Origin of the sequence: Psychrosphaera algicola (assembly GCF_028401425.1) — a bacterium.
In the GTDB taxonomy this organism is placed as follows: domain Bacteria; phylum Pseudomonadota; class Gammaproteobacteria; order Enterobacterales; family Alteromonadaceae; genus Psychrosphaera; species Psychrosphaera algicola.
Genome location: NZ_JAQOMS010000002.1, coordinates 2861542 through 2885316 on the forward strand (window position 1 = coordinate 2861542; position 23775 = coordinate 2885316).

Sequence of the window (23775 nt, forward strand, 5' to 3'; positions counted from 1 at the left end):
GTTCGTTTAGAGTTGATCCTCGACGGTTTATCGTGGCAAGAAGACAACCTATTGAGTGCTGTTGAATTTATTGATGAAGAACGCCTAGAGCAACTGCAGGAACTAGATCCAGAAGAGCAAAAGCTCGCGATACCACAAATTTTTATTTTGTCGTCGGGTGAAATCTCCCCATTTGATATTACCGTTGAATTTGACGATGGTTTTGCCAACCCAGTAAGCTTTCTTATCCGTGGTGAATTTACTGCGCCGGTGAGAATGTATGACCCGTTACAGCAGTTGGCGTTGGATAACTAAATGAACTCAAGCCAACGTATGCGACGTCAATCATCACAGGGCTTTACCTTAATTGAGCTGTTGCTCGCCCTTGCCATTTTTGCCTATTCAGCCGGGGCAATCATGAAGTTGGTCGGTCAATCTGCAAATAACCTAAGCCAAATTGAAGAAATGACCTTTGCTTCTTGGGTCGCTAATAATCGACTAGCTGAGCTGCAAGCCTTGCAGGTATGGCCGCCAAAAAATAACGAAAAAGGCGAAGTCGAAATGGCAGGTAAACTGTGGTTTTGGCAGCAAGTCGTAGTGGAAACAGAAGACAAACGCTTACGCCAAATAACGGTGTCGGTCGGCTTAGATAAGTCGATGGCTACAAGCATTCATCAATTGAGTACGTTTGTTAGTGAAAATAAAGCGAAGGAGACCCAATAATGGTCTCCTTAAAGCAAAATAGAATGAGCCGAGGCATTGCTCAGCTTGGTTTTACCCTACTCGAAATGTTGTTAGCCCTAGTGGTATTTGCAATGTTAGGTATGGCCACATATTCGGTTTTGCATAACACGGTTAATAGCCACGAAATTATAAAGCTTAGAAATGAGCAACTTACTGAGTTACAACGAGCCTTTGTGATCATCGAATCGGACTTTGTGCAGTTAGCGCAGCGTAAAGCAAGAGTTAACGGTGAAGAACCAAGTGAAGCCTTGTTTATTGCTCAGGAGTATCTATTTGAGTCCGAGGGGATTGGATTTGCTTTTGTCCGAGATGGTTGGACAAACCCAGCAATGGTATTACCAAGAAGTGAACTGCAACCGGTTGTGTATCGTTTATTCGAAGGTGAGTTACAGCGTTTATACTTTAATTTTGTCGATGCTAATTACGGTGCTGAACCTCGCATTCAACCGTTGCTCAGCGAAGTAGAAACAATGACGTTGGAATACTTTGATGGCAAAGAGTGGCAGGAGTCATTAACTGAAAATAGTTTGCCACCTTTGGTTAAGTTAATTATCGAATCGAAAGTTTACGGTAAAATTGAACGTATTTTTCCTTTGATAGCAAAAACGCAGGTGGGATCGTAATGCACCTGAAAAAGCAAACTAAACGAAAGCAAAAGCAGGGCGGATTAGCGTTAATTACCGTCATGCTAGTTATTTCCTTGTGTGTTGTATTAGCGTCGGAAATGATGTCGCTGCAAAGCTATCAAATAAAACGAGTGTCTAATCTATTTGAACGTCAACAGGCCTATTGGTATGCGATGGGGTCAGAGCACTTTGTCAAAGGTCTGTTATCGGGTATCGCAGAAACAGACAAAGGGGTGATTAATCTATCGCAAAGCTGGGCAATGGAAGGCATGAGTTTTCCGGTCGACAATGGCTTAATTGAAGGCGAAATTATTGACCTTAACAGCTGCTTTAATCTAAACAGTTTGTACGACAAAAGCGTTGACAAGGACCAGCTTAAATTTCGTAAAGATGTGTTTGTTCGCTATTTAGAGAACTTAGATATATCAAGCGAACTCAGTCTGGATGATTTAGCCAATAACTTATATGACTGGCTCGACCCAGATGACTACGCCACTGAAGCGGCGGGATATGACGGCGATATGTATGCGTCGTTAGCGTTTCCCTACCTCAGCGGCAATAGTCCACTGGCCCATGAAAATGAATTACGTGTTATATACGGTTTTGACGTAGTGGTTATGGCTCAGTTGCAAAGGCGATTTTGTGTTATTCCGCAAAGCAGCAGCTTTGAATTTAACATCAATACGATGAAAAAAGATGAGAGTGAATTACTCCGAGCAATTTTAAACATTGATGAAGCCAAGATTGAATCAATCTTGGAACAAAGACCCGAAGAAGGGTTCACTGACATAAACGATTTTTGGGCGTTGTCTGAAATGAAGAACATCAAAGGCGTCACCGCAGCAAATAATTATTTTACGGTGAAGAGCAAGTTCTTTAAACTGATTACAAACGCATATTATAACGATATGAAGTTCGCATTAACGAGCGTTATACAGCTGGACGACAAATACAATACGTATGTGATTGGTCGTCGCTTTGGAGGAAAAGTTGAGCGAGAAGCTAATCCTGAGGATGAGCAGCCAACCAACTAGTACAGTACCTTGGATAGTGTATTCTGATACGACTAATGAAGTTATTGTTTCCGGTGAATTGGAACATCAAAGTGAATTATCAACCCTAGCGCAGTACGCTCAGGGCAGACAGGTAACCGTTTTAACTAATGGTGCTGACGTGCGTCTGCATTGTCATTATATGGCCACAAAACCAAGTCGCCAAATCATCAAGGCGTTGCCTTATATGTTGGAAGATGAGCTTGCTGAGGACATTGACGCCTTGCACATTGCCACCGAAGACATGGGCTTTGATAAAGCGCTTAACAAACATTGGCTTAATATTGCCATTGTCAGTAAATCGTTGATCAAAACATGGTTGGACGCCCTTAATGATGCAGGTATCCCTGTTAAACGGATCATCCCAGAATCCCTTTGCTTACCGTTTGAACAGAAAACTGAGGCACCACTGATCACAACTTTACAAATTGGTAATGGTTGGATTTTCCGTGAGAATGTTTGGCAGGGCACTTTTGTCGAATCTCAGTGGTTGCCGATTTATGTTGCACGACTCGTTGCTAATAACGCTAATGCAGCCGAAAATTCGAACGAAGGTAAAGATGGGGTTGCCGACATTGATGGATCAGAAGCTGATTCGTCAATTTTAACGTTAAAGCCGTTTACGCCATTGCCGGAAGATGTCATTGCTGAATTGGCCCTAAACGCCAATATTGAATTATCAGACCCTGAACCTGAACTGCCGATGTTGGTGTTAGCAAAAGGTGCCGAGCAAGTTAAATGGAATTTGTTACAGGGTGATCTTGCTCCGAAAAAACAAATCAGTAAAAACTGGCAGATCTGGAGCACGGTTGGCGTTATGGCGTTAGTGATTTTCTTCTTGGAAATCGTCGCAAAAGGCGTGAGCTGGCATAACAAAAGCCAAGAGTTGGTGGCTAAAAAGGCCGAGTTAGTCACAATGTATCAAGCCGCTTTTCCAAAAGAAAAAGTGCGTGTTGCGCTGTTAAAACGCCAACTTACTAAAAAAGTCGCAGATGTTTCGGGTGGCGTTGTCGCGGATAACTCAGGTTATTTGCAACTTATGTTGAAGCTAACGCCTGTGTTACAAAAGCACAGCAGTGTTATTGCTGAGTCATTCCGATTCGAAGCAAGCCGCGGTGAATTGCGGATAAGCGCCTCGGCACCAACCTTCCAAAAATTTGAGCAATTCCGGATAGGCCTTGAACAGCTTGGCTTAGATGTGAAACAAGGTGCAGTGAGCAATGAAGGCAACCTTGTTTCAGGAACCATCAACGTGAAGGAGGTAGAGTAATATGAGTCAGTTATCTGAATTACGAAACAAAATATCTGCTTATTACCAAACCAAAAATGACAGTGAACAAAAACTGTTACTAGCATTGGCTATCTTTTTACCTCTGTTTGCTTTGTATTCGATTATTAGCACAGTGAATACGGGTTTAGAGCAGTCAACGCAAAAGCTTGAGAAACAAATTGAGTTAAACGACTGGGCAGCCGAGCAAATTAATATTATAGAGTCGGCAAAGGCGGTGGCGTTGCTAAAACGAGCCAAAGCTCAATTACACAACTTATTAATGCCTCTGCGCGTAAGCACGGAGTCACTATATCTCGCTTGCAGCCGCAAAAAACAGATACGGTTAGAGTGGGTATCGAAGAAGTCGGATTTAACAAATTTGTGACTTGGTTAACAGAATTACAAAATCGACATGGCATTGCCGTGGAGAGCATCGACTTCTCACGTTCAGATGTAGATGGGCGGGTAAAAATACGCCGTCTTGATTTGGGGCGCAGTTAATGTCGATGATTAAAGCCGTTATCCTATTTTTTATCTTTCTGATTATACTAGTGTTGATCAAAATGCCAGTGTCACTGATTGCCGAACGTTTTGACTTACCAAAAGGTATCGCATACGAGCAAATGAGCGGCACGGTATGGCAAGGAAAAATTAAACGCCTTCAGGTCGAGGGTGAAGTATTAAACAAAGTAGAATGGCAGGTATCGCCATTAAAGCTGCTTCTAGCGCAGGTAGAAGTGAAATTTAAGTTTGGTCCGGTGCGTGACGTCTCGCAATACAGCGGTAAGGGAACGGTCTCGTATTCGATGTCTGGCTTGAAAGTCACTCGTTCAGTCATTCGTTTACCGGCATCGAGTCTAAAAAATATTCACCAATACCTATTGCTAATGTTGGCGGCAGAGTTATTTTAGACATAATCGACTATCAATATTCCTCAGCACTTTGCGATACATTGGATGGGGAATTGGTCTGGTCTAAATCTGAAATCGACTTTGGTGGCCCGATTGCATTTGGTACGATTGCCGCAGAGTTAGCCTGTGAGGAAAATAACGTCACGGTTAAGTTTAATGGCCAAAATCGACTCGGATTGGAAGGGCAGGCATTAATTGAATCCACAACAAAGTTCGGTTTTGATGGTTACTTAAAACCTGACGCCACATTACCAAAAGCGGTACACAATGGTTTGTCCATGTTTGGTAAACCCGATGTTAAAGGTAAATATAAAATAGTTCTTTAATACATTATTGAGCTGGTCACAGATGCTAGGTTTGTGATCAGCTTGATGAATCAAAAATAATTCACCTCACCACGATAAATAAACTTAATTGGTCCATTTCACTTCTATACATGAGCTGTATGATTTTAAGGCAGTAATGCACCAAAACGGTTAGCAACATCTACGTATTAAGTTTTCTCTGTTTTAAAAAATCGATATTAATCAATAAAATTTCCTCTAATTTTTAGACTGACGGTTTATTAATCAAATGTGTGTTTTGTTCAAAATATAGTGAAGCCAGAACACGTGAAATTAATTTAACTTAAAATTCAATCGGTTGTGAAATTTTGAGCGCCGCAGGGTAGAGCGTTTTTTAATCGTTTTTTAGTTATAACCAATCAACTGGTGCGATGACTGATTATGCATAAAATTATTCTTTGTATGTAACACAGAATACACTTAGTTTAGGTATGTTAATTGAATTCGTATTCATTGCTGAAATTAATTTATCTGTAATAACGAGTAGGGAATGTGCATTAATTATTAAGTGCAATTCATGATGTCATTCGTTGTTTAATCATGACAAAAAAGGAAAAACAATGGCAAATCCCTAGGGCGTTACGTAAGCGCACTAACAAAAGATACTATGGCATTGGTTTTGGCTGGTGGACGTGGGAGTCGCTTAGAAGAACTGACTGAGTGGCGTGCAAAACCTTCGGTCTATTTTGGCGGAAAATTTCGCATAATTGACTTCCCCTTATCCAACTGTGTCAATTCTGGTATTCGACAAATCGGTGTATTAACTCAATACAAAGCTCATTCTCTCATTCGCCACTTGGTTAACGGCTGGAGCCACTTTAAACGTGAATTTGGCGAAACGGTTGAAATCATGCCGGCGTCACAACGTTATTCAGAAAATTGGTACTTAGGTACAGCAGACGCGATTTATCAAAATATCGATATTATTAGAGGCATGCGTCCTAAATACATTTTGATATTGTCTGGTGATCACATTTATAAAATGGATTACGGACCAATGATTGCTCAACATGTTGAGTCAGAAGCAAAGATGACTGTAAGTTGTATTGAAACGACGGTTGAAGAAGCAGCTGGCGCATTTGGCGTAATGAAAGTAAATGAAGACTATCGCGTTGTCGACTTTCAAGAAAAACCTGCTGAGCCTGCTGAAATCCCATGAAAACCAGGATTTACGCTAGCCTCGATGGGGAACTACGTATTTGATGCGAACTTCCTACTTGATCTAGTAGAGGCGGATGCTAAAAACCCTGACTCTACGCATGATTTTGGTAACGATATTATTCCTTCAATCATTGCGGCTGAAAAAGTTTTTGCTTATGGCTTTAGAGCGCCAAGTAAAGATGAGAAAGCCTATTGGCGAGATGTTGGTACATTAGATTCTTTCTGGGAAGCAAACATGGAAATGATTGCAACTACCCCAGCATTAAATCTGTACGATCAGGACTGGCCGATTTGGACTTACCAAGCGCAATTACCGTCAGCTAAGTTTGTATTTAATGACGAAGACAAAAAAGGTATGGCATTAGAATCAGTGGTTTCAGCTGGTTGCATAATTTCAGGCGCAGTTGTTACACGTTCTTTGCTATTTTCAAACGTAAAAGTTGAAGTTCACTCTGAAGTTGAAGATTCAGTTATTTTGCCGAGTGTTACAATTGAAGCGAATTGTAAGATTAAAAAAGCGATAATCGACCGTGGTTGTATTATTCCTGAAGGCTCAGTAATTGGTTATGATCATGATGCAGACAGAGCTGCGGGCTACCGAGTTACAAATAAGGGTGTGGTTCTAATTACCCGCTCTATGCAAGGATTGCCGCACGGTTATTCTTTCGAAGATTAAATTTCCGCAAAAAGTAAAAACGCGACTTCAATAAACAGTCGCGTTTTTTGATCCTATTAAACTTATCCTCCGTACTACCTACTAACTGCGGTTAGAGGTGTTCGATGTTCAATATTATTTGGTTTCAAGTTAATTGGTTTGGGTTGATTGCGTATCAGACGTACTTTGTGCCTATTTCAATTTTGTCCATTTGCCTGCATTTGTATTTAAATAAAGCCTATCGTCGAGCAGACATTAAACTGGCACTGATTGTCACTGCAAGTGGCTGTATCATTGAAACCTTGATGATCCAATTAGGGATTATTTCCTTCGACCAATTTGCATTATTGCTAGGTTTTTTGCCATTTTGGTTAGTTGTTCTTTGGACCTGTTTTGCGTTAACGCTTAACCATTCAATGAAATTTTTCGCTAAACATCCGCTGCTCGCTGTCATTTGTGGTTCTTTGTTTGGGCCTCTGAGTTACTTAGCTGGGATCGAGCTTGGCGCGGCAACGTCACAAGTTAAGCCGTTTTTATTGTTCTTAAGTTATTCATTTGTTTGGGGGCTGTCATTTGGGGTGTTCACCCGTTTGATTGTCGACCATTCTACGCGACAGGGAGGCCGTTATGCCTCATCTCTATAATAGTAAGAGATTGAACATGGTTACTAAGTATCCCCACAAAACGGCGGCTCGATGGTTATATATCACTTTGTTGACGTTTGTTAGTGGTGCACTTGCGACTCAAAGTAATGGATCACCAATTGCACAGCTAACATTGGGACAAAACGCTGTTTCAACTAACGCAAATAGCGCCAATATCGAATCGAATAGGACAAATAATACTGTCGACGCAAGACCTCTTAAATTGGTAGGTAAGGGGCGTTTTAAATTTGCATTTTGGTCAATTTATGACGCAGCGTTGTACACACAAAATGGTAAATACATAGACGGCGTTAACGATAACTACAGTGAAAATTTACCTCTGTATCTCAAACTAACCTATCTACGAGATATTGAAAAACAAGACCTCGTTGACAATACGTTTGATCAGTGGCGCAAACAAAAACTAAACCCCGAAGAGATGGCGAAGTTTCGTGATGTGCTGTTAGACATTTGGCCAAATGTTAGCGCGTCAGACAGTTTAGCAATTGAAGTTAACAGCAAGGGCAGTCTGTTTTATTTTAATGACCAACCAATAGGACCTCAACTAACAACAGAGTTTGGGACATTTTTTACCGGAATATGGTTGGCAAAAAACTCCACTGAACCGACATTGCGGCAACAACTAATAGGAAGTCAGAATAATGAACCAAATTAATAAAACCCTAATGACGACAATGATTGCTGGTTCTATAGCGCTGATAGGTGGGTGTTCCACTGATATTGGTGAATACAAGACAACAGCGGGAAACTTTCAGTTAGAAACCTATTTTAATGGCCCAGTTGTGGCGTGGGGTATGATCCAAGATTATACCAACAAGGTGAACCGTAGATTTTGTGTTGAGTTAGAAGGACAGTGGCAACAGGTAAATAACCAATCAAATGGCCAACTTAATGAATGGTTTTATTTTGACGACGGGGAAGTCAGTCAACGGATTTGGAACTTAACCAAAACGCAGAACAATCAATATAGCGGAACTGCGAATGATGTTGTTGGCGTGGCGTCGGGACAAACATCGGGGTTTGCTTTTCAATGGCAATACAACCTCAGCTTAGACATTGACGGTTCAAGTTATGAATTCTTTTTAGATGATTGGATGTATCAACTGGATGAGTATCGCGTTTTTAATCGCACCTCTATGCGTAAATTTGGAGTTGAAGTGGCAGAAATAACTTTGTTTTTTGACAAGCAACAGCCACTTCGTTCATGCAATAAAGAAGTAATTTAGTGATCAGATAATGTCGTTAAGCAAATTTCTAAAATCACTGGTATTTACGAAGCCATCAATATTCACTGGTGGCTTTTTACTGTCCGGATTCGAAACCGCTAGCAGGTGTTTGATACCAAATTGCTCAGCAGCGTGCAAAATTCTTGCGGAATCGTCGACAAATAAAGTGCGAGACGGATCAAAGTCTAAATGGGCGTGCAACTGGGTCCATAAATGTTGGCTTTCTTTACTTGCGCCAAATTGATGACAAGAAATTAATTCATCAATATGAGAATCAAGCTGAGTTTTTTCGATTTTTAAACTTAACGAATCTGGATGTGCATTGGTGACCAAAACCACTCGTTTTCCTGCGGCTTTTAACGCGTCTAAAAATGGCACGGTATCTTCTCGCAATTGAATTAGGTGACTAATTTCACGCTTGAGTTGGACGATCGGCAGATCAAGTTCCTTTTGCCAATAATCAAGGCAATACCACTCTAATTGACCAAACACAGCATCGTTCTGTTTTTTAAGTTCAGTTTTTGCTTGAGCAAGCGGGATATTGTGTTTTATCGCATAGGCTTTCGGGGTGTGTTCCATCCAAAAGTGATTGTCAAAATGTAGGTCCAGCAACGTGCCGTCCATATCCAATAAAACAGTTTCAATTTGTGACCAATTAAGCATAGATTTCTGGCGTCGAGTCGTTATAGTTAAAGAAGTTAATTACGCAATAGTAGCAGAAGGCAAACGATGTCAGGTAAGACATTTGAAAATAAATCGACAACACAACTAGGCTCACTAACCTTGCCTCATGTGCACGAAACAAAACTGGTGGCGGAAAGTCGATTATTTAAAATCGAACAAGTTGAACTCACTTTTAGTAACGGGGAACATCGGTTCTACGAGCGAATGAAAAGCTCGGGACGCGGTGCTGTGATGGTTGTCCCTATGGTGAACGAGGAGCAGTTTATTTTAGTCAGTGAATATGCCGCGGGCATTCACAGTTACGAACTTGGTTTTCCAAAAGGATTAATCGACCCTAGGGAAACACCAGAAGAAGCTGCTAACCGAGAATTGAAAGAAGAAATCGGGTTTGGTGCAAAACGCTTAGTTAAATTGAAAACCCTTTCGATAGCTCCAAGTTACTTTAATTCAGAAATGCATATCTTTATTGCGTTTGATTTATATCCAGAAACGCTGTCTTAGCGATGAGCCAGAACCGCTTGTTTTGTCACACTGGCAACTGCAGGACAGCGATGAATTAATGGATAGAGAAGATTTCTCTGAAGCTCGAAGCGTGACAGCTTTGTTCTTAGCAAGACAATTTTTAACTAAGGTTAGACCTTAGTGCAATATAGAATTCAAGTTTATGCGTGATAATATACAAGTTATCGGCTACTTTTAAATTGACGCAATTGTTCAGGACAATAAATTGGAATTTACCTTACCCCAGCTAGCTCATCTATCTATCGACATCGCTACTTCTGCAGGCGAAGCTATTATGGACTTTTTTGTTAAAGGCGACTTTGAAGAATTTAGTAAAGATGATGAGTCACCAGTAACAAGTGCCGACTACGCTGCCAATGAAATTGTCATGGCGGCGCTTACAACGTTGACGCCTGACATCCCTATTATGTCAGAAGAAACTGAGCACCTTGCTTTAAAAGACCGAAAAGACTGGCAGCTTTATTGGCTAGTCGATCCCTTAGACGGCACCTAGGAATTTGTAGCCGGTCGCTCAGACTTTGCGGTAAATATTGCTCTGATAAAAAATGGCCAGCCGGTATTGGGTGTGGTTCATGTGCCTGTGACAAAAACAACATATTGGGCATGTAAAGGTCATGGCACATTCAAAATTCAAAATGGTGAAAGCCAGAAAATCAAAGCCAAACCGATAAATCGTGAAGAACCTTATTTACGCGTTGCGATCAGCCGAGTCCAAACGCTCGATACGATTACAAAGTACATTAAGCCAGATATTCCAATTGAATTTGTGTCGTTAGGCAGTTGTGCGCTTAAGTCATGTTTAGTTGCTGAAGGTACCGCCGATATTTATATTCGAGTTGGGCCAACGGGTGAATGGGATACCGGTGCGCCACAAATTATCGTAGAAGAAGCGGGTGGTTGTATTATCGACTCAGAATTTGGTGAATTAACGTATAACTTACGTGAGTCATTCTTAAACCCTGATTTTATGGTGACATCAGATTCAAAGTTCGATTGGACTAGCGTTATTGTCCCGCATGTATCTCGGAGAGATTAATAAGTAGTGCTAACCGCAAAAATCTTCTTAATACAAAAAACGCTCAATATTAGATTGAGCGTTTTTGTTTTTGAATCATAAACCTATATATGCTTAGTCTCTAATAATGACCCAGTCGCTTTATTAAAAACTAACGTGTATCTACCGTCTTCAAGACCAAACTCAGTTAAATAATTGCCTATGGTTGTAAATGTCGTCGTCTGCTTTTTTCTACCGTGATCTGACGTTCTAACCCCATCTACAAATAAATTGCCTAGAGCTAATTTAAGTGGTGATATTTTAAGGCGTTGCGGTTCAAAGTAATTTTTGATGCTTTGTTTTACGACCTTCATATCGTCCGTTTGATAAATTGCCGCGTTAAGTACGTTTAATGTATGTTCCGTGCAATTTTGATATTTGTTGTTAAACGGATTCGCGATTAACGAGTATTTGGGGTTGTGCAATGTTACGTGATAATTTTTCTGTATTGCTTGAATTAATCGAGTTTGTATTTCTTCCGACGGAATAATAATCCCTGACTTTAGTTCGTGAACTCCCCAGAAAAAATCGGCGGGATAGTCCATGACTATCTGGCTGCGTTTTGCATCACCTGCGTTTTGATAAAGATTATAAATAGCATACCCATTTGCCTTTGTTCCATCGTCTAAGCTGATCTCTGAATAAATGGCAATCGCCGTGTGGGTAAACTCAATGCCGTTAGGTAGACTGCTTTGAGCTTGCCCTAAGCGAGATAATATAAAAGCTCGAGCGTGTTTTTTGGCGGCAAATTTTTCAACTTGCTTGGCAAAAGAGATTATATCTTCCGATTTATGCACCGCCGGTTTGCCTTGTTGGCTTCCTGCCTGGACAAAAGGTGATGACATTAAAAGCACGAGCGTCATTATTGAAGCTTGCAAAAGTTGGCGAATTTTCATGTTCATGTTGTATTCCTTGTCGGGTGCTTAGCACCCATATCGTTAGTTCAACTGTTCAAAATGAGAATCGGAAGTGTGACAGGATTTATTGTTGCTTAATTTGTTCTGCTGGATTGCGTTCAACTGTGATTGTGATCTCAGTGATTTCCAGAGGTTTTGTTCTATCCACAGCCTGAGGTTTAGCGGCAGAAACATTGTCCATCAGCGATTCGCCAGCAGCTAACGCAACAGATCCAACACTACCTACTGCTAGAAGGGGAACGGCAACTACGGCACTGGCTACCTGGGCACCTGAAGCAGTAGCATGACCTACGGCTAACACAGAATGTTTACTGGCGGCACTGCCATTTTCAGATGGTCCTTTGGCGAAAGCTGTTGTGCTCAACGATGCAAATAAAATAGTGATTAAAGTAGTTTTAATATTCATTTGGTCTTTCCTTGTTTATTGGATAAAAATTTTGTTAATGACTTGTTGAAAGCGAGTTCAATGTAAGCAGTCGTATTAAAGTTGTAAACCAAGTTGCTTGATGTATAAGATTAAGTGACTTAAAGTATTGTAAAACTATACTTTTGGGTGGTATTCGTGAGTCAAATATTGCAAGTAACCGAAACATTGAAGGTTTTGCTTAAGCAAAAAAACTTAACGTATAGAGAGATTGCTGAACATTTGTCGATGAGTGAGGCAAATATCAAACGTATTTTTGCAAACCGCAGTTTTTCATTGGACCGGCTGGAGCAAATTTGCAACTTTATTGATATAAATCTGTCGGATTTGTTTGTATTGTCAGACAAACAACAGCAAACTCTAAGTCAGCTTTCATTGGAGCAAGAGCAGGAATTAATTGATAACCCAAAATTGTTGCTAGTTGCTGTATGCGTACGTGACGGTTGGAGCTTTGATGAAATCATCAGTCACTACGAAATAGATAAGTTTGAATGCATAAGATTAATGGCTAAACTGGATAAAATTAAACTGATCCAATTGTTGCCAAATAATCATTATAAATTGTTAATCGCACAGGATTTTCGCTGGATAAAACACGGCCCTTTAGAATCCTTTATGGAAAAAGAAGTGTTAAGTCGCTTTATGGCCAGCAAGTTTGACGACGATGATAGTTTTCGTTTTTACTTAAGAGGGCGTTATTCTCAGTCATCTGTGGATGTGATTAAACGAAAACTAAATCTATTAACAAAAGAAGCGGCGATATTAAATCAAGAAGATGCAACATTGCCGTTAGACAAGCGGAAACATATGGGGTTATTGTTTGCCATGCGCCCTTGGGAACCGTCTCTTTTTGAACAGTTTAGAAGAAAAATAATAAATTAAGGAAAAGCATGTTAGCTAGGATTTCTATGATGGCCATTGTTATGGCTATTTTGTTGAGCACCTTCCAGGAGTTAGCGCTAAAAGTTTACCAACAAACTTAAATTGCGAAACAATTAATGATGATATTAATTTAATCGAGCAACTTGAAGAGAGTGGAGAGCTACGCCGACTTAAAATTTCGCCTCAAAAGCTTAAGTTTGATTTTAAAGGCAATCGTCCTTATTCCGAATATCTCAAATTTGCCCGCAACCAAATTGTATTAAATAATCCGAAAGGCGAAATGTTGTGCCCAATCCAAACCACAACAAGTCAACTCCTATATCCTGACCTAGACCAAGACCTGCAACTCGTCGCCGATCTTGTTGCGCCATTTCAATTAGACGCCGAACCAACAACAGATATTACGGCGGCAAAAACGGGTGTCTTACTTATTCATGGTCTTACTGACTCACCTTATTTATTTCATGATTTAGCTTTTGAATACCACAAAATGGGGCTTACAGTTCGAACCTTATTGCTACTAGGACATGGCACTGCACCAGAGGCGCTTATCAAGGTATCTGAGAGAGAATGGCGACAGGCGACCCAGTACGCCATGAAGCAAATGTTAAGCGATTTTGATAATGTGATCTTAGGTGGGTTTTCTACTGGTGGTGCATTAATCATTGATCAATTAATCCACACAAAATGGACTAGTACGGAACTCGCCCAAATTAAAGGTGTGATGATGTGGTCACCCGCAAGTAAAGCTAATTCAGATTTTGCCTGTAGCTGCAAAGTACATAGATTACGTCCCCTATTTGGATTATATCAATACGGGCGCTGACATCGACTTTGCAAAATACGAGTCGTTTCCTTTTAATGCAGCCGCTCAAGTACATAAATTAATGAAACGCATTAATGGCGACGGTAAAGAAATTAAATTTATTCCAGATGTACCACTTTTTGTCGTTGCCAGCGAAGTTGACCAAACTATAGATACTAAACGGACTTTGGCTATTTTAAATAAATGGCATAAGGCCAATACCAGAACGACTCAAAACGAAGATACCTTGATTTATTACGGTCATTGGAAAAAGCTCGATAATGTCAGCCAAAGCGTCAATATCCATATCCCAGAGTGTGGTCCACAGTTATTGTGCAGCAAGGTGCTAGGCATTTCCCACAATGGCGTACCTAACTCACCTAAAAATCCCCATTATGGTTTGAACGGTAACTACAAATACTGTGAGCATCATTTTGGTGACGAAACTTATAATGCTTGTAAAACCATGCCGGTAGCGCCTATTGGTGAAATCACCTCTGCTAATTTAGATCAAAACCCGGTGCTTAGACGCTTAACGTTTAACCCGTATTTTGACCATATGGCAGATAAAATGAATGACTTTGTCAAAGCCGCTTTAGAAAATTAGAAAACCAATGGGGTCAGTGTCGCTGATCGGGATATCAAAGGATCGATAGCACGGACCAGCGGGGTCAGAGTTGCTGATTTAAACATACCCCCGACCGTTCATATGAATTAGATGGTTTTTTCTATATGGGCATTAATCGATTTAGTCATGTAGTGAATATTCACCATCGGCATTGATTCAGGGTATACCGTATGAGCAAATCCCAGCTTTTGGTACGCTGATACCGCTGGTGGGTTATCTGTCATGACAAATAACGACGCCTTGTCTAATGCTAATTTATCTTTGCCTAGGGCAATGAGGCCGTTAACGAGAGCATTGATATGGCCTCTGCCGCGGAACTGTGGATTGATAATTAGTCGCGCCAAATGAATATGCCCTAAACGCTCGTAATACTGACCAAAACCAATAAATTTTTTATCCTGAATTAAGCTATAGCTTGCGATTGAATCTAGTTTTAAATCTTCGACAAAACTGTCTGTGGTAAACGGGATTCTAAAGTTGGGACCAGACCATAAGGTAAGTGCCTCCATTGTCGGAAACTATGGTCATTAGTATGGCCAAATGATCTTGAGTAGGTGGTATCAACTTCATTTAATCGCCTTTAGTATCAAGATTTATCTACTGTATGTTATGGCAGTGTCTTACAGCTTTTTATGTAAGTTTATTCGGCTTTAAACGTGTCTGCTTGCATTAAATTAATGGATTCATGTAATTCCGAAAATACTATAACGATAGACTCTGATTTTATCTGGTTTAAAACATCCTGTTTTTTAGCTGCAAATGACTTTTCCTGTTCGCCATAATCGGTGCCTTCACGCAGTACAAAAGATTCTATAATTCCATCGAGTGCGTCGTCACTGAGGTTTTGCCATGGGATGATCATTTAGGTGTCGCTATGAGTGATTGAATAAATTCGACAGTTCGTGTTTCTGCCCAAAATTCTGGGTTGAACGGGTTGTTGCCCGCTAAAAATCCAACGTGCCCACCGTGATGGCTCACTTCTAACGTTACGTAGTCAGACAACATATCTGTTGTTGGGATAACCTCTTTGGTCATAAATGGATCGTCTTCAGCATGAATTATTAATGTCCGCGTTTGACAGCTTTTTAGAAACTGGTTGCCACTCGCTTTTTGATAATAATCTAGACCACTTTCAAAACCATTAAGTGGCGCCGTTATTTTTTCATCAAACTCAACTAAGGTTTTAATGTTTTTTACATCGTCGATTTTCAATTTAATTGGAAACGAGTCTTGTAAATAGTCGATTTTTTTACAGGTACTGTTAACCAGTTTATCCACTAAATACTTCTCGTAAACGGTCGCAAAACCATGTCCGATAGCGTCTGCACAGATAGCGAGGTCAAGCGGTGCTGAAATTACCACTGCACCTTCAAGGAGGCTGTTTTCGTTTTCACCAACATATTTAGTTAATACATTACCACCAAGTGAAAAACCGACAGCATAAATTGGATTGTTCGGAAATCGCTGTTTTAAGTATTGAATAAATTCGGCGACATCAGTCGTTTGGCCAGAATGGTACGTTTGCGCTTTACGATTTGTTTGGTTGCCGCAACCACGGAAGTGCATTAACACTGAGGTCCACTTGTTATTGTACAACGCATTCATCATGCGCTTTGCATAAAAGCTGTCTATGGAGCCTTCTAAACCGTGGAGAACCAAAACGATGGGTTGCTCTGGTTCAATATCATTGGTATGTCGGCTCCATGATATTTCCACAAAGTCGCCATCGGAGAGGTCAAACTGATTATGCCAAACTCTAAAATCACAAGGGACCGGATATAATCTCGGTACGATTGTTTGCAAATGACGATTTTTGAGCCACCAAGCAGGTTTGAATTTCGACTTAATCTGTAAGTCCGACTGTTTTGTTAGTGAATTTATTGACATAGACCCCTCAAAGTAATGTGTAGATCTGAGGTCTAAGTACAGGTTTTTCAAGCTTGAGAAAGCCACTTGTTGTGACAATTTTTGATGAAATAAAACGGCGAGCTGATGAAGTATCAGCCCGCCGTCTTTAAAACGCTAATTGTGGAGTATAAAAATTACAAACTTGCCGCTAATTGACGTGCATTGTTTTGTTCACGTTCGACAAATTTAAGCCATTGCTGAGCCATTTTTTTGCATTTTTATACGCTTTAGCCTGTTCAAATGCCTGCAATGCTTGGTCAAATTGCTTTAAGTTAAAATTTGCCATTCCAAGGGCTAAATAGAGATTACTTAGGTTGTCCAATTTACCTCTTTTAGCTGCGGCCTTTGCTGCGACCACGGTTTCTTCAAAACGACCTTGTTGTAATCGGATCTCAGCAATCTGCTGACTCGCCACACCGGTATCAGAGATATCCGCCAATGTTTGATAAGTCGCTACGGCTTTGTCGTATTCTTTTGCACCGACATATGACTGCGCTAAGAAGCTCAATGTTTTGTCATCTTTGTTTAGCGCGCCAAGTTCAAATCCTTTTTCGATAACCTGAGCGGCTTTAAACGGCAGTCCATTTAAATAATATACCTGCGATAAATTTCTTAAATCAGAACGTTTAGTGACATATCCTTGCTGGAAAGCCGCTTCTAATACCGCAAGTTGCTTGCCTTCTTCACCGATTTCACCGTACATACCACCGAGTTGTAACCAGTATTCAGGCTTGTTAAATAAACGCACCATGTTTTCTAAAACGGCTGCTACTTTTGCCGGTTGTTTCAGTTCAAAATAAACGGCACGTTGCAATACGTACCAACTTTCTTCTGCTAAAAACCCATCGGCGACTTGTAACTCAATTGCTTGGTCGATATAACCTGCTGCCGCGCTGTAATCTTTTTGTTGATAAGTTGCCTGTGCTTTTAGGACATAGTTTTTAACTGGGATCTTACCGCCATCAACTTGTTCCCATTGCTCAAGATATTGCAGAGTCTTGTCGTACTTGCCGCTAGCCATTGCAAGTTGTGATAAAGAGAACAGAGTGCCTTTTTCTAATGACTCTGGGATCGGGTTTTGTTTCACAACTTGTTCAAATGACGCAAGTGCTTCATCTACGCGTTCAGCGTTGTAATAGATAAAACCATAAAAATTAAACATCATGGCTTTTTCGTAGCTGTTAAGGCTCGATGATTTTGATTTAACTTGGTCTAGAACTTCTAAGCCTTCAGCCACATTGCCTTTGTCAGCCAACTCCTGTGCCCGGGCCAATTGACTATAAACACGAGCGCCTAAAGCGGGGGTTCTACGGCGCTTTTTTCAACGCTACTATCTGTGCTTTTGTCAGCAGCAAACGCGCTTGCAACTTGGATGTTTGGCAAGATGTCCGTCAAGCCTGTCGAGAGCAAAATGCTGCTCGCAATAATGGAATAAGATAACCAGTTTTTCATTTTCAATTTCCTACTAACCGTTCATTTCAAACGTAATGCGGTTTTGAACCCCAGAAACTTCAGTTGCTTCACCGTTTACGACACGAGGTTTGTATTTGAATTTAAGTGCAGCGTCCATTGCTGCTCGGTCAAACAAGCCTTCAGGCTGTGCTTCAATTACGATTGGACGCCTGACCGCACCGGTTTTGTCTACGGTAAACTCAACAATAACGTAACCCTCAATACCGCGCTGTAATGCACGTCTTGGGTACACAGGTGCAACTTTTACGATAGGTAAATATTCGCCGTCCCCAGACTCTAGTGCAAGGCCGCCATCGAGTGAAATGTCGGCAGAAATATCAGCGCCAAAATCAAAACTAGATTGGTTGGCATCTGCTGTTTGCGGCGACATTTGCGGCTGTTCCATTGGCGGAGGCGGCTCTTCCGGAGTTGGTGGTTTTTTCGGTTTACGTTCTTTTTCTGAACGGACTCTTCCTGTTTGAGCCTAACAAAATCAAGAACATTACCCTAGGCCGGCTCAGTTAAAGCCGAACCACCTGATTTGATAAGGGCCTGCATGCCAAATAACAAACCTAAAGTGATAACGGCTGCGATGGCGAAGGCAATAATAAGGCGTTGCAACATAGTAATACCTATTGGTCTTGTGCTGCGATGGAAACATCAAACGCACCAGCGGCACGTGACGCATCCATAACTTTAATTAATGTATCTGTCGTCGACTTTTTATCAGCTTGAATAACAACTGACCCCTGAGGGTTCTCAGCTTTCAAACGCTCGATGTTGGCTTGTACTGCACGGATATCAACACGACGTTTGTTTATCCAAATTTCGCCTTTATCTGAAATTGCGACCAGGATATTTGCTCGTTCTTTCTTAACTGCAGTTGCGGCTTCAGGGCGGTTGACGTCAATACCCGCTTCTTTAACAAACGATGCGGTGACGATAAAAAGATCAGCATGATAAAAACAACGTCTAACATAGGGGTTAAATCGATTGCTTCGTTTTCTTCTTCTGCAAGTAAGTTCGCTAATGGCGCTCTCATGATGTTTCCTTAAACTTGGTTAGTGTTGGATTTCCAACTCTAACGAGTCTTCTAATATTTCGATTTCACGTTTTGCTTTTCGTTGTAAATAACTATTTGCAAATACGCCTGAAAGCGCGCCAACCATGCCAGCCATTGTTGGGATCGTCGCTTTTGATACTCCACCGGCCATCGAGCGAACGTTACCGCCGCCACTGATTGCCATAACATCAAACACTTCAATCATCCCCGTTACGGTTCCGAGTAGTCCCATTAACGGGCAAAGTGCAACAAACGTTGTGATTAACGTTAAGTTTTGATCGAGTTTTAATTTTGCTCTTGCGACAAATGCCTGACGAATTTGCTCAGCATTCCAAGAAGCGCGCTCTGCACGCGCTTGCCAGTTGCTGATTAATGATTTTTTCATTTTTTATGACCAGTGAAGCCATAAATCAATCTTTCCAAAATCATTAACCACATTACAAATATCATCACAGCAATGGCGCTTAATATGATGCCGCCGGAGTCTAAAAACTCTCTGATGGCCTCTAAACCTTCTGTGAAAAACAACACGCCGGTCTCCTTACGCTACTTGACTAGCGTTGGCTTTTTTAATTTCTTGGCGACGGCCAAGTTGTTCTTCAGCACGCTCTGCAATAATGCCTGCGCTTTGTTCTTGAATAGTGAACAAAATGTTTTTGCTGCGTGTATTTAACATGCTCGATAACACTACCGTTGGAATGGCTACAACTAGACCTAAAACGGTTGTCATTAGGGCTGTAGAAATACCACCTGCCATAAGTTTCGGGTCACCGGCACCAAACAATGTAATTGCTTGGAACGTCTTAATCATCCCGGTAACCGTACCAAGTAGACCAAGTAGCGGTGCAACAACCGATACAATCTTGATCAAGGTTAAGTTACGCGTAATCTTTGGCATTTCTCTGAGCATGGCTTCAGAAAGTTTAAGTTCTAGCGTCTCGTAGGCTACGTTAGGGAATTGTTGATTTACTTTTAGGACGCGGCCTAATGGGTTGTTGTCGCTGAGTTCTTTAGATTTCAGCTGACGTTTCACTTTTTGACCGATAATGGTAAGAGCGACAAAACGTTCAAAGGCAATTAAGAAAGCGATAATACCGACAACGATAATGATGTAACCAACTGTACCGCCCTGTTCAACACGTTCTTGTGTGTTTGGTGCTTGTACTAGTAGACCTAAAATTGAACCACCTGTAGGGTCTAGGGCAAATGGAACAACGTCATTAGTCGATGTTTGAAGCTCCTGAGCGTTATCTAAAAAACGACCAGAAGGTTGACGAATCAGCTCGGCAACAGTGCCCGTTGTTGGGTTTAAATCTAAGTATTTACCGTCGGCGACAAGTGAAAATGAACCAATGCGCAGAACTTCTTTATTTACTTTGTTGCCGTTGGCTTCTACAACGTCTGTTGTAAAACGAGCTACTTTGCCTTGTTCTGTCATTTCACGCTGTAGTTCGAACCAAACTTGCTCGATTTCTGCAATTGACGCTAAGTTAGAGCTGCCGCCCATGCTTTGGGCTAGTTCTTCGAAGAACACATCACGGCCTGGATATTGAGCCGACACGTTAGATAATTTAAATTTGCCTGCTGTATCACCAGAGACTTGTTGTAAAACGCCAAACAGTTCTTTTAAAGAACCCATGCGTTTGTTTAACGCTTCTGATAAGTCAGCTAATTTAAATTCGTTGTTTTCGAATTGTGTTTCTAACTTCTCAGAAGTTTTAATCGCATTGTTACGACGTGTAGTTGACTCGTTAAGCAATTTAACTTGTTCTGTTTTTTGAGATAGGAAACGTTGCTCACGGCTTTTATTTTCCTGTGACTGAGCAAGTTGACCTTGCTCTAAACGTTGTAATAACTCGTCTAAGTTAAGTGGTTTGGCTTCGTCGGCCGCAAACACTGAACATGCAAAACCAGTTGCGATGATTGCTGTTAAAGCGGGTTTAATAAACTTAATCATTTTTGTTAACCTTTAAATTCAGTGTCTGGGCTTATGGCGCGGCTTTGATTGGCATAACTAACAGGTCTGGGGCGAGTTGTTTTTTCGCCATACGCAGTCCTTTAGTAATGTGCATGCGATAGTCATCGCCAAGGTTTTGCCAAGATTGAGTTTCGTTATCCCAACGTCCTGCAACTGAACCATCACGAGTTTGATACATAAGAGCAACACGCCCGATACGTAAAAAATCAACATCGCGTTGTTGACCATTCACATCGATGATGCCGGCGTAGGCTTCGATTGAACGTCCGTAGGCAACTTCAACTTGGTAAGCTTCTAATACGCGGCGAAATTTTTCAGAAACAGCAACGTCTGCGCGTTCCATCATAGTGTTTAAGCCGGAAATTCGGTTTGCGCGTTCTTCAGGTAAAAACGGCACGTCTAATTCTACAAACTGCGCTAACCCGTCAATCATGCGGATCATCAAAGGCGTGATTTGGCGTTCAATAACAGAAACTTGGTCAATATCTAAGTTGAGCTTTTTCATCTCAGCTAACTGATTGTTGATTTGCTTCTGTAGTTGATTGTTGTAAACGTCCAAACCTTCGATTTCTTTATTTACAGTTTGATACTGCTGAAATTTCGATTGTGTTTGTTCTGTTAATTTATCAATTTTAGCCTGTGACGTTGAAGCAGATGCAGTGATTTCACTGCTCTTTTCAATCACAGGTTGAAGTTCGTCTGCCTCAGCTAGGCTAGGCGTAATAACGCATGCAGCAATAATTGCTGAGCTGACTAAGTGTGTTGCAAATTTTTTCATTAAATATGACCCCATAGAAACAATGAGCGTCATTCTAGATAGGTAATGTGTCAGTTCTGCTACACAAATATTAAAGCTATGTGACAAAGGTTGTGGAATTGTGACAACGAAATAAAAATGCCGTCTTGTCACATTTTGATCATCTAATACATTTAACTTAGCGCCATTCCGTTGGTCAATAGAGAAGTATCAGACCGTACTGGTCATCATATAAAATTTATATGAAAAACAGGTTACGGCTGAGTTAAGTAATGATGATGTATCCAAAAGAATATAAATTACTGTTGCAGGAATTGATAAATGAGCAAAACCTGCAAATTGTTTTTCAGCCGATATTTGACGTTATTGGCCAAGAACCAATGGGTTATGAAGCATTAACGCGCGGCCCTGTTTCTCATCCACTGCAGTTTCCTAATGTATTGTTTGAAGTGGCTCATGCATTTGGACTATTGTCCGAGTTAGAGCTTTTATGCCGCAGACTCGCATTTAAACGATTTGCTGAATTGGAACTTGCTGGCAAACTATTTATTAATGTAAGCCCGCATACAATTGAACAAAAGTCACATCCCCATGGCGAAACCATAAAGTTACTTCAGCAATTTGGGATCAAACCTGAAAAGTTAGTGATTGAAGTTACAGAGCGTTTTGAAGCTACTGATCCGTCTTTATTAAAAGACAGTTTGCAGCATTATCGGAACATGGGACTGCAAATTGCGATAGACGATTTAGGAACTGGCCACTCTGGATTAAAACAGTGGGCAGAGCTACGCCCAGATATAGTCAAGATTGACAGGTACTTTATTAGTGATTGCCATAACAACATTGTTAAGCGCGAATTATTACGAACCATTTTTGAAATGGGTAAAGCGACAGGGGTGAGTATTATTGCTGAAGGTATTGAACAGCATGATGAATATATACTGTTAAAAAACTTAGGCATGCAATACGCACAGGGCTTCTTATTAGCTAAACCGAATGTTTCACCGCAGAGTACATTCCCAAGCCAGTTAATACAATGTGTTGTTGGGAAAACAGAAGTCACAGGGTTTGATACTGAGCAATTTGAAATAGGTAACCTAGTTAAACCCGTTATGCCTGTCAAAGCTGACCGTAAATGCATCGAAGTTTATAACACTTTTAAAAGTGACGATAACCAACTTTGTGTTGCAGTCGTAGACGAGTACAACCAACCAATTGGTTTAGTATATCGTGATCAACTGGCTGAGTTATTTTCAAGCGATTTTGGTCGCGCATTATACGAACGCAAAGACATCGACATGGTGATGAATCCAGTAATGTTTTCGGTTGAAATTGGCTCGCCAATAGATGAGATCAGTAAGTACATTACCGATAACGACGAGTTTGATAAACGTCCTGAATTTATTGTAGTAAACAAAGGCAAATATGTTGGCTTGGCTAATGTTAGGTCCTTGTTAAAAAAATGACGGAGGAAAAAATCAAACATGCGCAACACGCCAACCCGCTCACAATGTTGCCTTAGCAATGTGGTTATCCAGCAACGTATCAACCATTTACTGAGCTACAATATTCCTTTTTCCATGGCGTACTTTGATTTAGATTATTTCAAACCCTTTAATGACATTTATGGGTACGCCGCAGGAGACAACGTCATTAAGCTGGTTGCCGATATTTTGTCGGAAATCTGCCGAGAGCATTTTGTTGGTCATGTCGGAGGCGACGATTTTGTCGTTATTTTTCAGTCCGGCGATTGTAAAGAGCACTGTCTTAACGTTTTAGAATGTTTTAATCAGCGGATAAGTCATTATTTTCAACCCGAGCATTTGATCCAGCGCGGCTATATGGCAAAAGACCGCGAAGGTAACGAACGACGTTTTCCTCTATTAGATTTATCCTGTGGTGTTATAAGTCCGGATGTTGAACTTATGGATACCCACCATGAAGTGTCGTTGTTAGCATCAGAAGCCAAAAAACAGTCGAAACAGGTTTCCTCTGGCATTGTCTATTTGCAAACGACAGAGGTAAGAACGGCATAGGCAGTAGCTTTAGTAAACTGTTAAATGCCAGT

Annotated in this window: 27 protein-coding genes and 6 pseudogenes; 20 read left to right on the top strand and 13 right to left on the bottom strand. The window is 40.9% G+C overall.

All coding sequences use genetic code 11. The features are described from left to right. The first annotated feature begins 12 nt into the window (after nucleotides 1-12). From PN838_RS15630 to PN838_RS15685, 13 genes and pseudogenes are all read left to right on the top strand, one after another. The gene (locus PN838_RS15630) at nucleotides 13-294 is read left to right on the top strand and encodes a hypothetical protein (RefSeq protein WP_272181250.1); all 282 of its coding nucleotides are present in this window, start codon (nucleotides 13-15) and stop codon (nucleotides 292-294) included. Next, entirely contained in the window at nucleotides 295-702 is a 408-nt protein-coding gene (gspI, locus tag PN838_RS15635; RefSeq protein ID WP_272181251.1) for a type II secretion system minor pseudopilin GspI, read from the top strand. After that, entirely contained in the window at nucleotides 702-1346 is a 645-nt protein-coding gene (gene gspJ, locus PN838_RS15640; RefSeq protein ID WP_215964173.1) for a type II secretion system minor pseudopilin GspJ, read from the top strand. The genes gspI and gspJ overlap by 1 nt, the downstream gene beginning before the upstream one ends. Continuing rightward, entirely contained in the window at nucleotides 1346-2383 is a 1038-nt protein-coding gene (gene gspK / locus PN838_RS15645; protein ID WP_215964174.1) for a type II secretion system minor pseudopilin GspK, read from the top strand. The genes gspJ and gspK overlap by 1 nt, the downstream gene beginning before the upstream one ends. Next, nucleotides 2340-3671, top strand: a complete 1332-nt coding sequence (gene gspL, locus PN838_RS15650; protein ID WP_272181252.1) for a type II secretion system protein GspL — start codon at nucleotides 2340-2342, stop codon at nucleotides 3669-3671. Before gspK ends, gspL begins: the two co-directional genes overlap by 44 nt. Nucleotide 3672: 1 nt before the next feature. Further along, complete coding sequence (locus PN838_RS15655; RefSeq protein WP_502592207.1) at nucleotides 3673-4056, top strand: hypothetical protein; 384 nt, start codon at nucleotides 3673-3675, stop codon at nucleotides 4054-4056. Then, nucleotides 3990-4172, top strand: coding sequence for a type II secretion system protein M (locus PN838_RS27950; protein WP_502592189.1), 183 nt, complete (start codon nucleotides 3990-3992; stop codon nucleotides 4170-4172). The genes PN838_RS15655 and PN838_RS27950 overlap by 67 nt, the downstream gene beginning before the upstream one ends. Beyond that, the gene (gene gspN / locus PN838_RS15660; protein ID WP_272181253.1) at nucleotides 4172-4582 is read left to right on the top strand and encodes a type II secretion system protein N; all 411 of its coding nucleotides are present in this window, start codon (nucleotides 4172-4174) and stop codon (nucleotides 4580-4582) included. Before PN838_RS27950 ends, gspN (PN838_RS15660) begins: the two co-directional genes overlap by 1 nt. 5 nt (nucleotides 4583-4587) lie before the next feature. Beyond that, the gene (gspN, locus tag PN838_RS15665; protein ID WP_272182616.1) at nucleotides 4588-4908 is read left to right on the top strand and encodes a type II secretion system protein N; all 321 of its coding nucleotides are present in this window, start codon (nucleotides 4588-4590) and stop codon (nucleotides 4906-4908) included. A 625-nt stretch (nucleotides 4909-5533) separates the two neighbouring features. Then, nucleotides 5534-6763: pseudogene (gene glgC, locus PN838_RS15670) on the top strand (glucose-1-phosphate adenylyltransferase). Nucleotides 6764-6867: 104 nt separating this feature from the next. Continuing rightward, entirely contained in the window at nucleotides 6868-7386 is a 519-nt protein-coding gene (locus PN838_RS15675; RefSeq protein WP_272181254.1) for a DUF2878 domain-containing protein, read from the top strand. A gap of 16 nt (nucleotides 7387-7402) precedes the next feature. Further along, the gene (locus PN838_RS15680) at nucleotides 7403-8062 is read left to right on the top strand and encodes a chalcone isomerase family protein (RefSeq protein WP_272181255.1); all 660 of its coding nucleotides are present in this window, start codon (nucleotides 7403-7405) and stop codon (nucleotides 8060-8062) included. Beyond that, nucleotides 8049-8633 (top strand): DUF3833 domain-containing protein, encoded by a 585-nt coding sequence (locus PN838_RS15685; protein ID WP_252736872.1) that lies wholly within the window; start codon nucleotides 8049-8051, stop codon nucleotides 8631-8633. Before PN838_RS15680 ends, PN838_RS15685 begins: the two co-directional genes overlap by 14 nt. 3 nt (nucleotides 8634-8636) lie before the next feature. On the opposite strand, the gene yrfG is transcribed toward PN838_RS15685, so the two are convergent. Next, nucleotides 8637-9296 carry a GMP/IMP nucleotidase gene (gene yrfG, locus PN838_RS15690; protein ID WP_215964181.1) on the bottom strand — a complete coding sequence of 220 codons (660 nt, stop codon included), beginning with the start codon at nucleotides 9294-9296 and terminating at the stop codon, nucleotides 8637-8639. Nucleotides 9297-9362: 66 nt separating this feature from the next. On the opposite strand from yrfG, the pseudogene nudE reads away from it, so the two are divergent. Together nudE and cysQ are read left to right on the top strand one after the other, a co-directional pair. After that, nucleotides 9363-9960 (top strand): annotated as a pseudogene (gene nudE, locus PN838_RS15695) (ADP compounds hydrolase NudE). 84 nt (nucleotides 9961-10044) lie between these two features. Continuing rightward, nucleotides 10045-10875: pseudogene (gene cysQ, locus PN838_RS15700) on the top strand (3'(2'),5'-bisphosphate nucleotidase CysQ). 83 nt (nucleotides 10876-10958) lie between these two features. On the opposite strand, the gene PN838_RS15705 reads toward cysQ, so the two are convergent. Together PN838_RS15705 and PN838_RS15710 are read right to left on the bottom strand one after the other, a co-directional pair. Then, nucleotides 10959-11795 carry a DUF2145 domain-containing protein gene (locus tag PN838_RS15705; protein ID WP_252736871.1) on the bottom strand — a complete coding sequence of 279 codons (837 nt, stop codon included), beginning with the start codon at nucleotides 11793-11795 and terminating at the stop codon, nucleotides 10959-10961. Between the two features lie 79 nt (nucleotides 11796-11874). Then, entirely contained in the window at nucleotides 11875-12216 is a 342-nt protein-coding gene (locus PN838_RS15710) for a hypothetical protein (protein WP_272181256.1), read from the bottom strand. Between the two features lie 156 nt (nucleotides 12217-12372). On the opposite strand from PN838_RS15710, the gene PN838_RS15715 reads away from it, so the two are divergent. The 3 genes from PN838_RS15715 (at nucleotide 12373) to PN838_RS15725 (ending at nucleotide 14528) form a co-directional block, all read left to right on the top strand. Further along, complete coding sequence (locus PN838_RS15715) at nucleotides 12373-13116, top strand: helix-turn-helix domain-containing protein (RefSeq protein WP_272181257.1); 744 nt, start codon at nucleotides 12373-12375, stop codon at nucleotides 13114-13116. Between the two features lie 280 nt (nucleotides 13117-13396). Continuing rightward, nucleotides 13397-13942, top strand: coding sequence for an alpha/beta hydrolase (locus tag PN838_RS15720; protein ID WP_272181258.1), 546 nt, complete (start codon nucleotides 13397-13399; stop codon nucleotides 13940-13942). Then, on the top strand, nucleotides 13917-14528 hold the full coding sequence (locus PN838_RS15725) for a hypothetical protein (protein WP_272181259.1): 612 nt from the start codon (nucleotides 13917-13919) through the stop codon (nucleotides 14526-14528). Before PN838_RS15720 ends, PN838_RS15725 begins: the two co-directional genes overlap by 26 nt. A 107-nt stretch (nucleotides 14529-14635) precedes the next feature. Here PN838_RS15725 and PN838_RS15730 read toward each other — a convergent pair whose 3' ends face one another. The 10 genes and pseudogenes from PN838_RS15730 to PN838_RS15775 all read right to left on the bottom strand — a co-directional run bounded on the left by PN838_RS15730 (nucleotide 14636) and on the right by PN838_RS15775 (nucleotide 21728). Further along, on the bottom strand, nucleotides 14636-15058 hold the full coding sequence (locus PN838_RS15730; protein WP_272181260.1) for a GNAT family N-acetyltransferase: 423 nt from the start codon (nucleotides 15056-15058) through the stop codon (nucleotides 14636-14638). A gap of 131 nt (nucleotides 15059-15189) precedes the next feature. Continuing rightward, the gene (locus tag PN838_RS15735) at nucleotides 15190-15411 is read right to left on the bottom strand and encodes a YheU family protein (protein WP_215961890.1); all 222 of its coding nucleotides are present in this window, start codon (nucleotides 15409-15411) and stop codon (nucleotides 15190-15192) included. Continuing rightward, the gene (locus PN838_RS15740) at nucleotides 15408-16436 is read right to left on the bottom strand and encodes a hydrolase (protein ID WP_272181261.1); all 1029 of its coding nucleotides are present in this window, start codon (nucleotides 16434-16436) and stop codon (nucleotides 15408-15410) included. Before PN838_RS15740 ends, PN838_RS15735 begins: the two co-directional genes overlap by 4 nt. A gap of 169 nt (nucleotides 16437-16605) precedes the next feature. Next, nucleotides 16606-17730 carry a tetratricopeptide repeat protein gene (locus tag PN838_RS15745; RefSeq protein WP_272181262.1) on the bottom strand — a complete coding sequence of 375 codons (1125 nt, stop codon included), beginning with the start codon at nucleotides 17728-17730 and terminating at the stop codon, nucleotides 16606-16608. Nucleotides 17731-17750: 20 nt separating this feature from the next. Then, a complete protein-coding gene (locus PN838_RS15750; protein WP_272181263.1) occupies nucleotides 17751-17909 on the bottom strand; it encodes a hypothetical protein in 159 nt (52 codons plus the stop codon). Nucleotides 17910-17922: 13 nt separating this feature from the next. Next, nucleotides 17923-18533: pseudogene (locus PN838_RS15755) on the bottom strand (energy transducer TonB). A gap of 8 nt (nucleotides 18534-18541) precedes the next feature. Further along, a pseudogene (locus PN838_RS15760) lies at nucleotides 18542-18951 on the bottom strand (ExbD/TolR family protein). Between the two features lie 19 nt (nucleotides 18952-18970). Next, nucleotides 18971-19503: pseudogene (locus PN838_RS15765) on the bottom strand (MotA/TolQ/ExbB proton channel family protein). A 10-nt stretch (nucleotides 19504-19513) separates the two neighbouring features. Then, the gene (locus PN838_RS15770) at nucleotides 19514-20929 is read right to left on the bottom strand and encodes a MotA/TolQ/ExbB proton channel family protein (protein ID WP_272181264.1); all 1416 of its coding nucleotides are present in this window, start codon (nucleotides 20927-20929) and stop codon (nucleotides 19514-19516) included. A 31-nt stretch (nucleotides 20930-20960) separates the two neighbouring features. Further along, complete coding sequence (locus PN838_RS15775; protein WP_215961895.1) at nucleotides 20961-21728, bottom strand: DUF3450 domain-containing protein; 768 nt, start codon at nucleotides 21726-21728, stop codon at nucleotides 20961-20963. A gap of 251 nt (nucleotides 21729-21979) precedes the next feature. Between PN838_RS15775 and PN838_RS15780 the strand changes: the two genes are divergently transcribed. Together PN838_RS15780 and PN838_RS15785 are read left to right on the top strand one after the other, a co-directional pair. Beyond that, complete coding sequence (locus PN838_RS15780; protein WP_272181265.1) at nucleotides 21980-23173, top strand: EAL domain-containing protein; 1194 nt, start codon at nucleotides 21980-21982, stop codon at nucleotides 23171-23173. 18 nt (nucleotides 23174-23191) lie between these two features. Next, on the top strand, nucleotides 23192-23743 hold the full coding sequence (locus PN838_RS15785) for a GGDEF domain-containing protein (RefSeq protein ID WP_272181266.1): 552 nt from the start codon (nucleotides 23192-23194) through the stop codon (nucleotides 23741-23743). The last annotated feature ends 32 nt before the right edge of the window (nucleotides 23744-23775 follow it).

Coding starts and splice junctions, on each gene's coding strand:
- gspI (WP_272181251.1), top strand. CDS start 295: ATGAACTCAAGCCAACGTATGCGACGTCAATCATCACAGGGCTTTACC.
- gspJ (WP_215964173.1), top strand. CDS start 702: ATGGTCTCCTTAAAGCAAAATAGAATGAGCCGAGGCATTGCTCAGCTT.
- gspK (WP_215964174.1), top strand. CDS start 1,346: ATGCACCTGAAAAAGCAAACTAAACGAAAGCAAAAGCAGGGCGGATTA.
- PN838_RS15655 (WP_502592207.1), top strand. CDS start 3,673: ATGAGTCAGTTATCTGAATTACGAAACAAAATATCTGCTTATTACCAA.
- gspN (WP_272181253.1), top strand. CDS start 4,172: ATGTCGATGATTAAAGCCGTTATCCTATTTTTTATCTTTCTGATTATA.
- PN838_RS15675 (WP_272181254.1), top strand. CDS start 6,868: ATGTTCAATATTATTTGGTTTCAAGTTAATTGGTTTGGGTTGATTGCG.
- PN838_RS15680 (WP_272181255.1), top strand. CDS start 7,403: ATGGTTACTAAGTATCCCCACAAAACGGCGGCTCGATGGTTATATATC.
- PN838_RS15685 (WP_252736872.1), top strand. CDS start 8,049: ATGAACCAAATTAATAAAACCCTAATGACGACAATGATTGCTGGTTCT.
- yrfG (WP_215964181.1), bottom strand. CDS start 9,296: ATGCTTAATTGGTCACAAATTGAAACTGTTTTATTGGATATGGACGGC.
- PN838_RS15705 (WP_252736871.1), bottom strand. CDS start 11,795: ATGAACATGAAAATTCGCCAACTTTTGCAAGCTTCAATAATGACGCTC.
- PN838_RS15710 (WP_272181256.1), bottom strand. CDS start 12,216: ATGAATATTAAAACTACTTTAATCACTATTTTATTTGCATCGTTGAGC.
- PN838_RS15720 (WP_272181258.1), top strand. CDS start 13,397: ATGTTGTGCCCAATCCAAACCACAACAAGTCAACTCCTATATCCTGAC.
- PN838_RS15730 (WP_272181260.1), bottom strand. CDS start 15,058: ATGGAGGCACTTACCTTATGGTCTGGTCCCAACTTTAGAATCCCGTTT.
- PN838_RS15735 (WP_215961890.1), bottom strand. CDS start 15,411: ATGATCATCCCATGGCAAAACCTCAGTGACGACGCACTCGATGGAATT.
- PN838_RS15740 (WP_272181261.1), bottom strand. CDS start 16,436: ATGTCAATAAATTCACTAACAAAACAGTCGGACTTACAGATTAAGTCG.
- PN838_RS15750 (WP_272181263.1), bottom strand. CDS start 17,909: ATGAAAAACTGGTTATCTTATTCCATTATTGCGAGCAGCATTTTGCTC.
- PN838_RS15770 (WP_272181264.1), bottom strand. CDS start 20,929: ATGATTAAGTTTATTAAACCCGCTTTAACAGCAATCATCGCAACTGGT.
- PN838_RS15775 (WP_215961895.1), bottom strand. CDS start 21,728: ATGAAAAAATTTGCAACACACTTAGTCAGCTCAGCAATTATTGCTGCA.
- PN838_RS15780 (WP_272181265.1), top strand. CDS start 21,980: ATGATGATGTATCCAAAAGAATATAAATTACTGTTGCAGGAATTGATA.
- PN838_RS15785 (WP_272181266.1), top strand. CDS start 23,192: ATGCGCAACACGCCAACCCGCTCACAATGTTGCCTTAGCAATGTGGTT.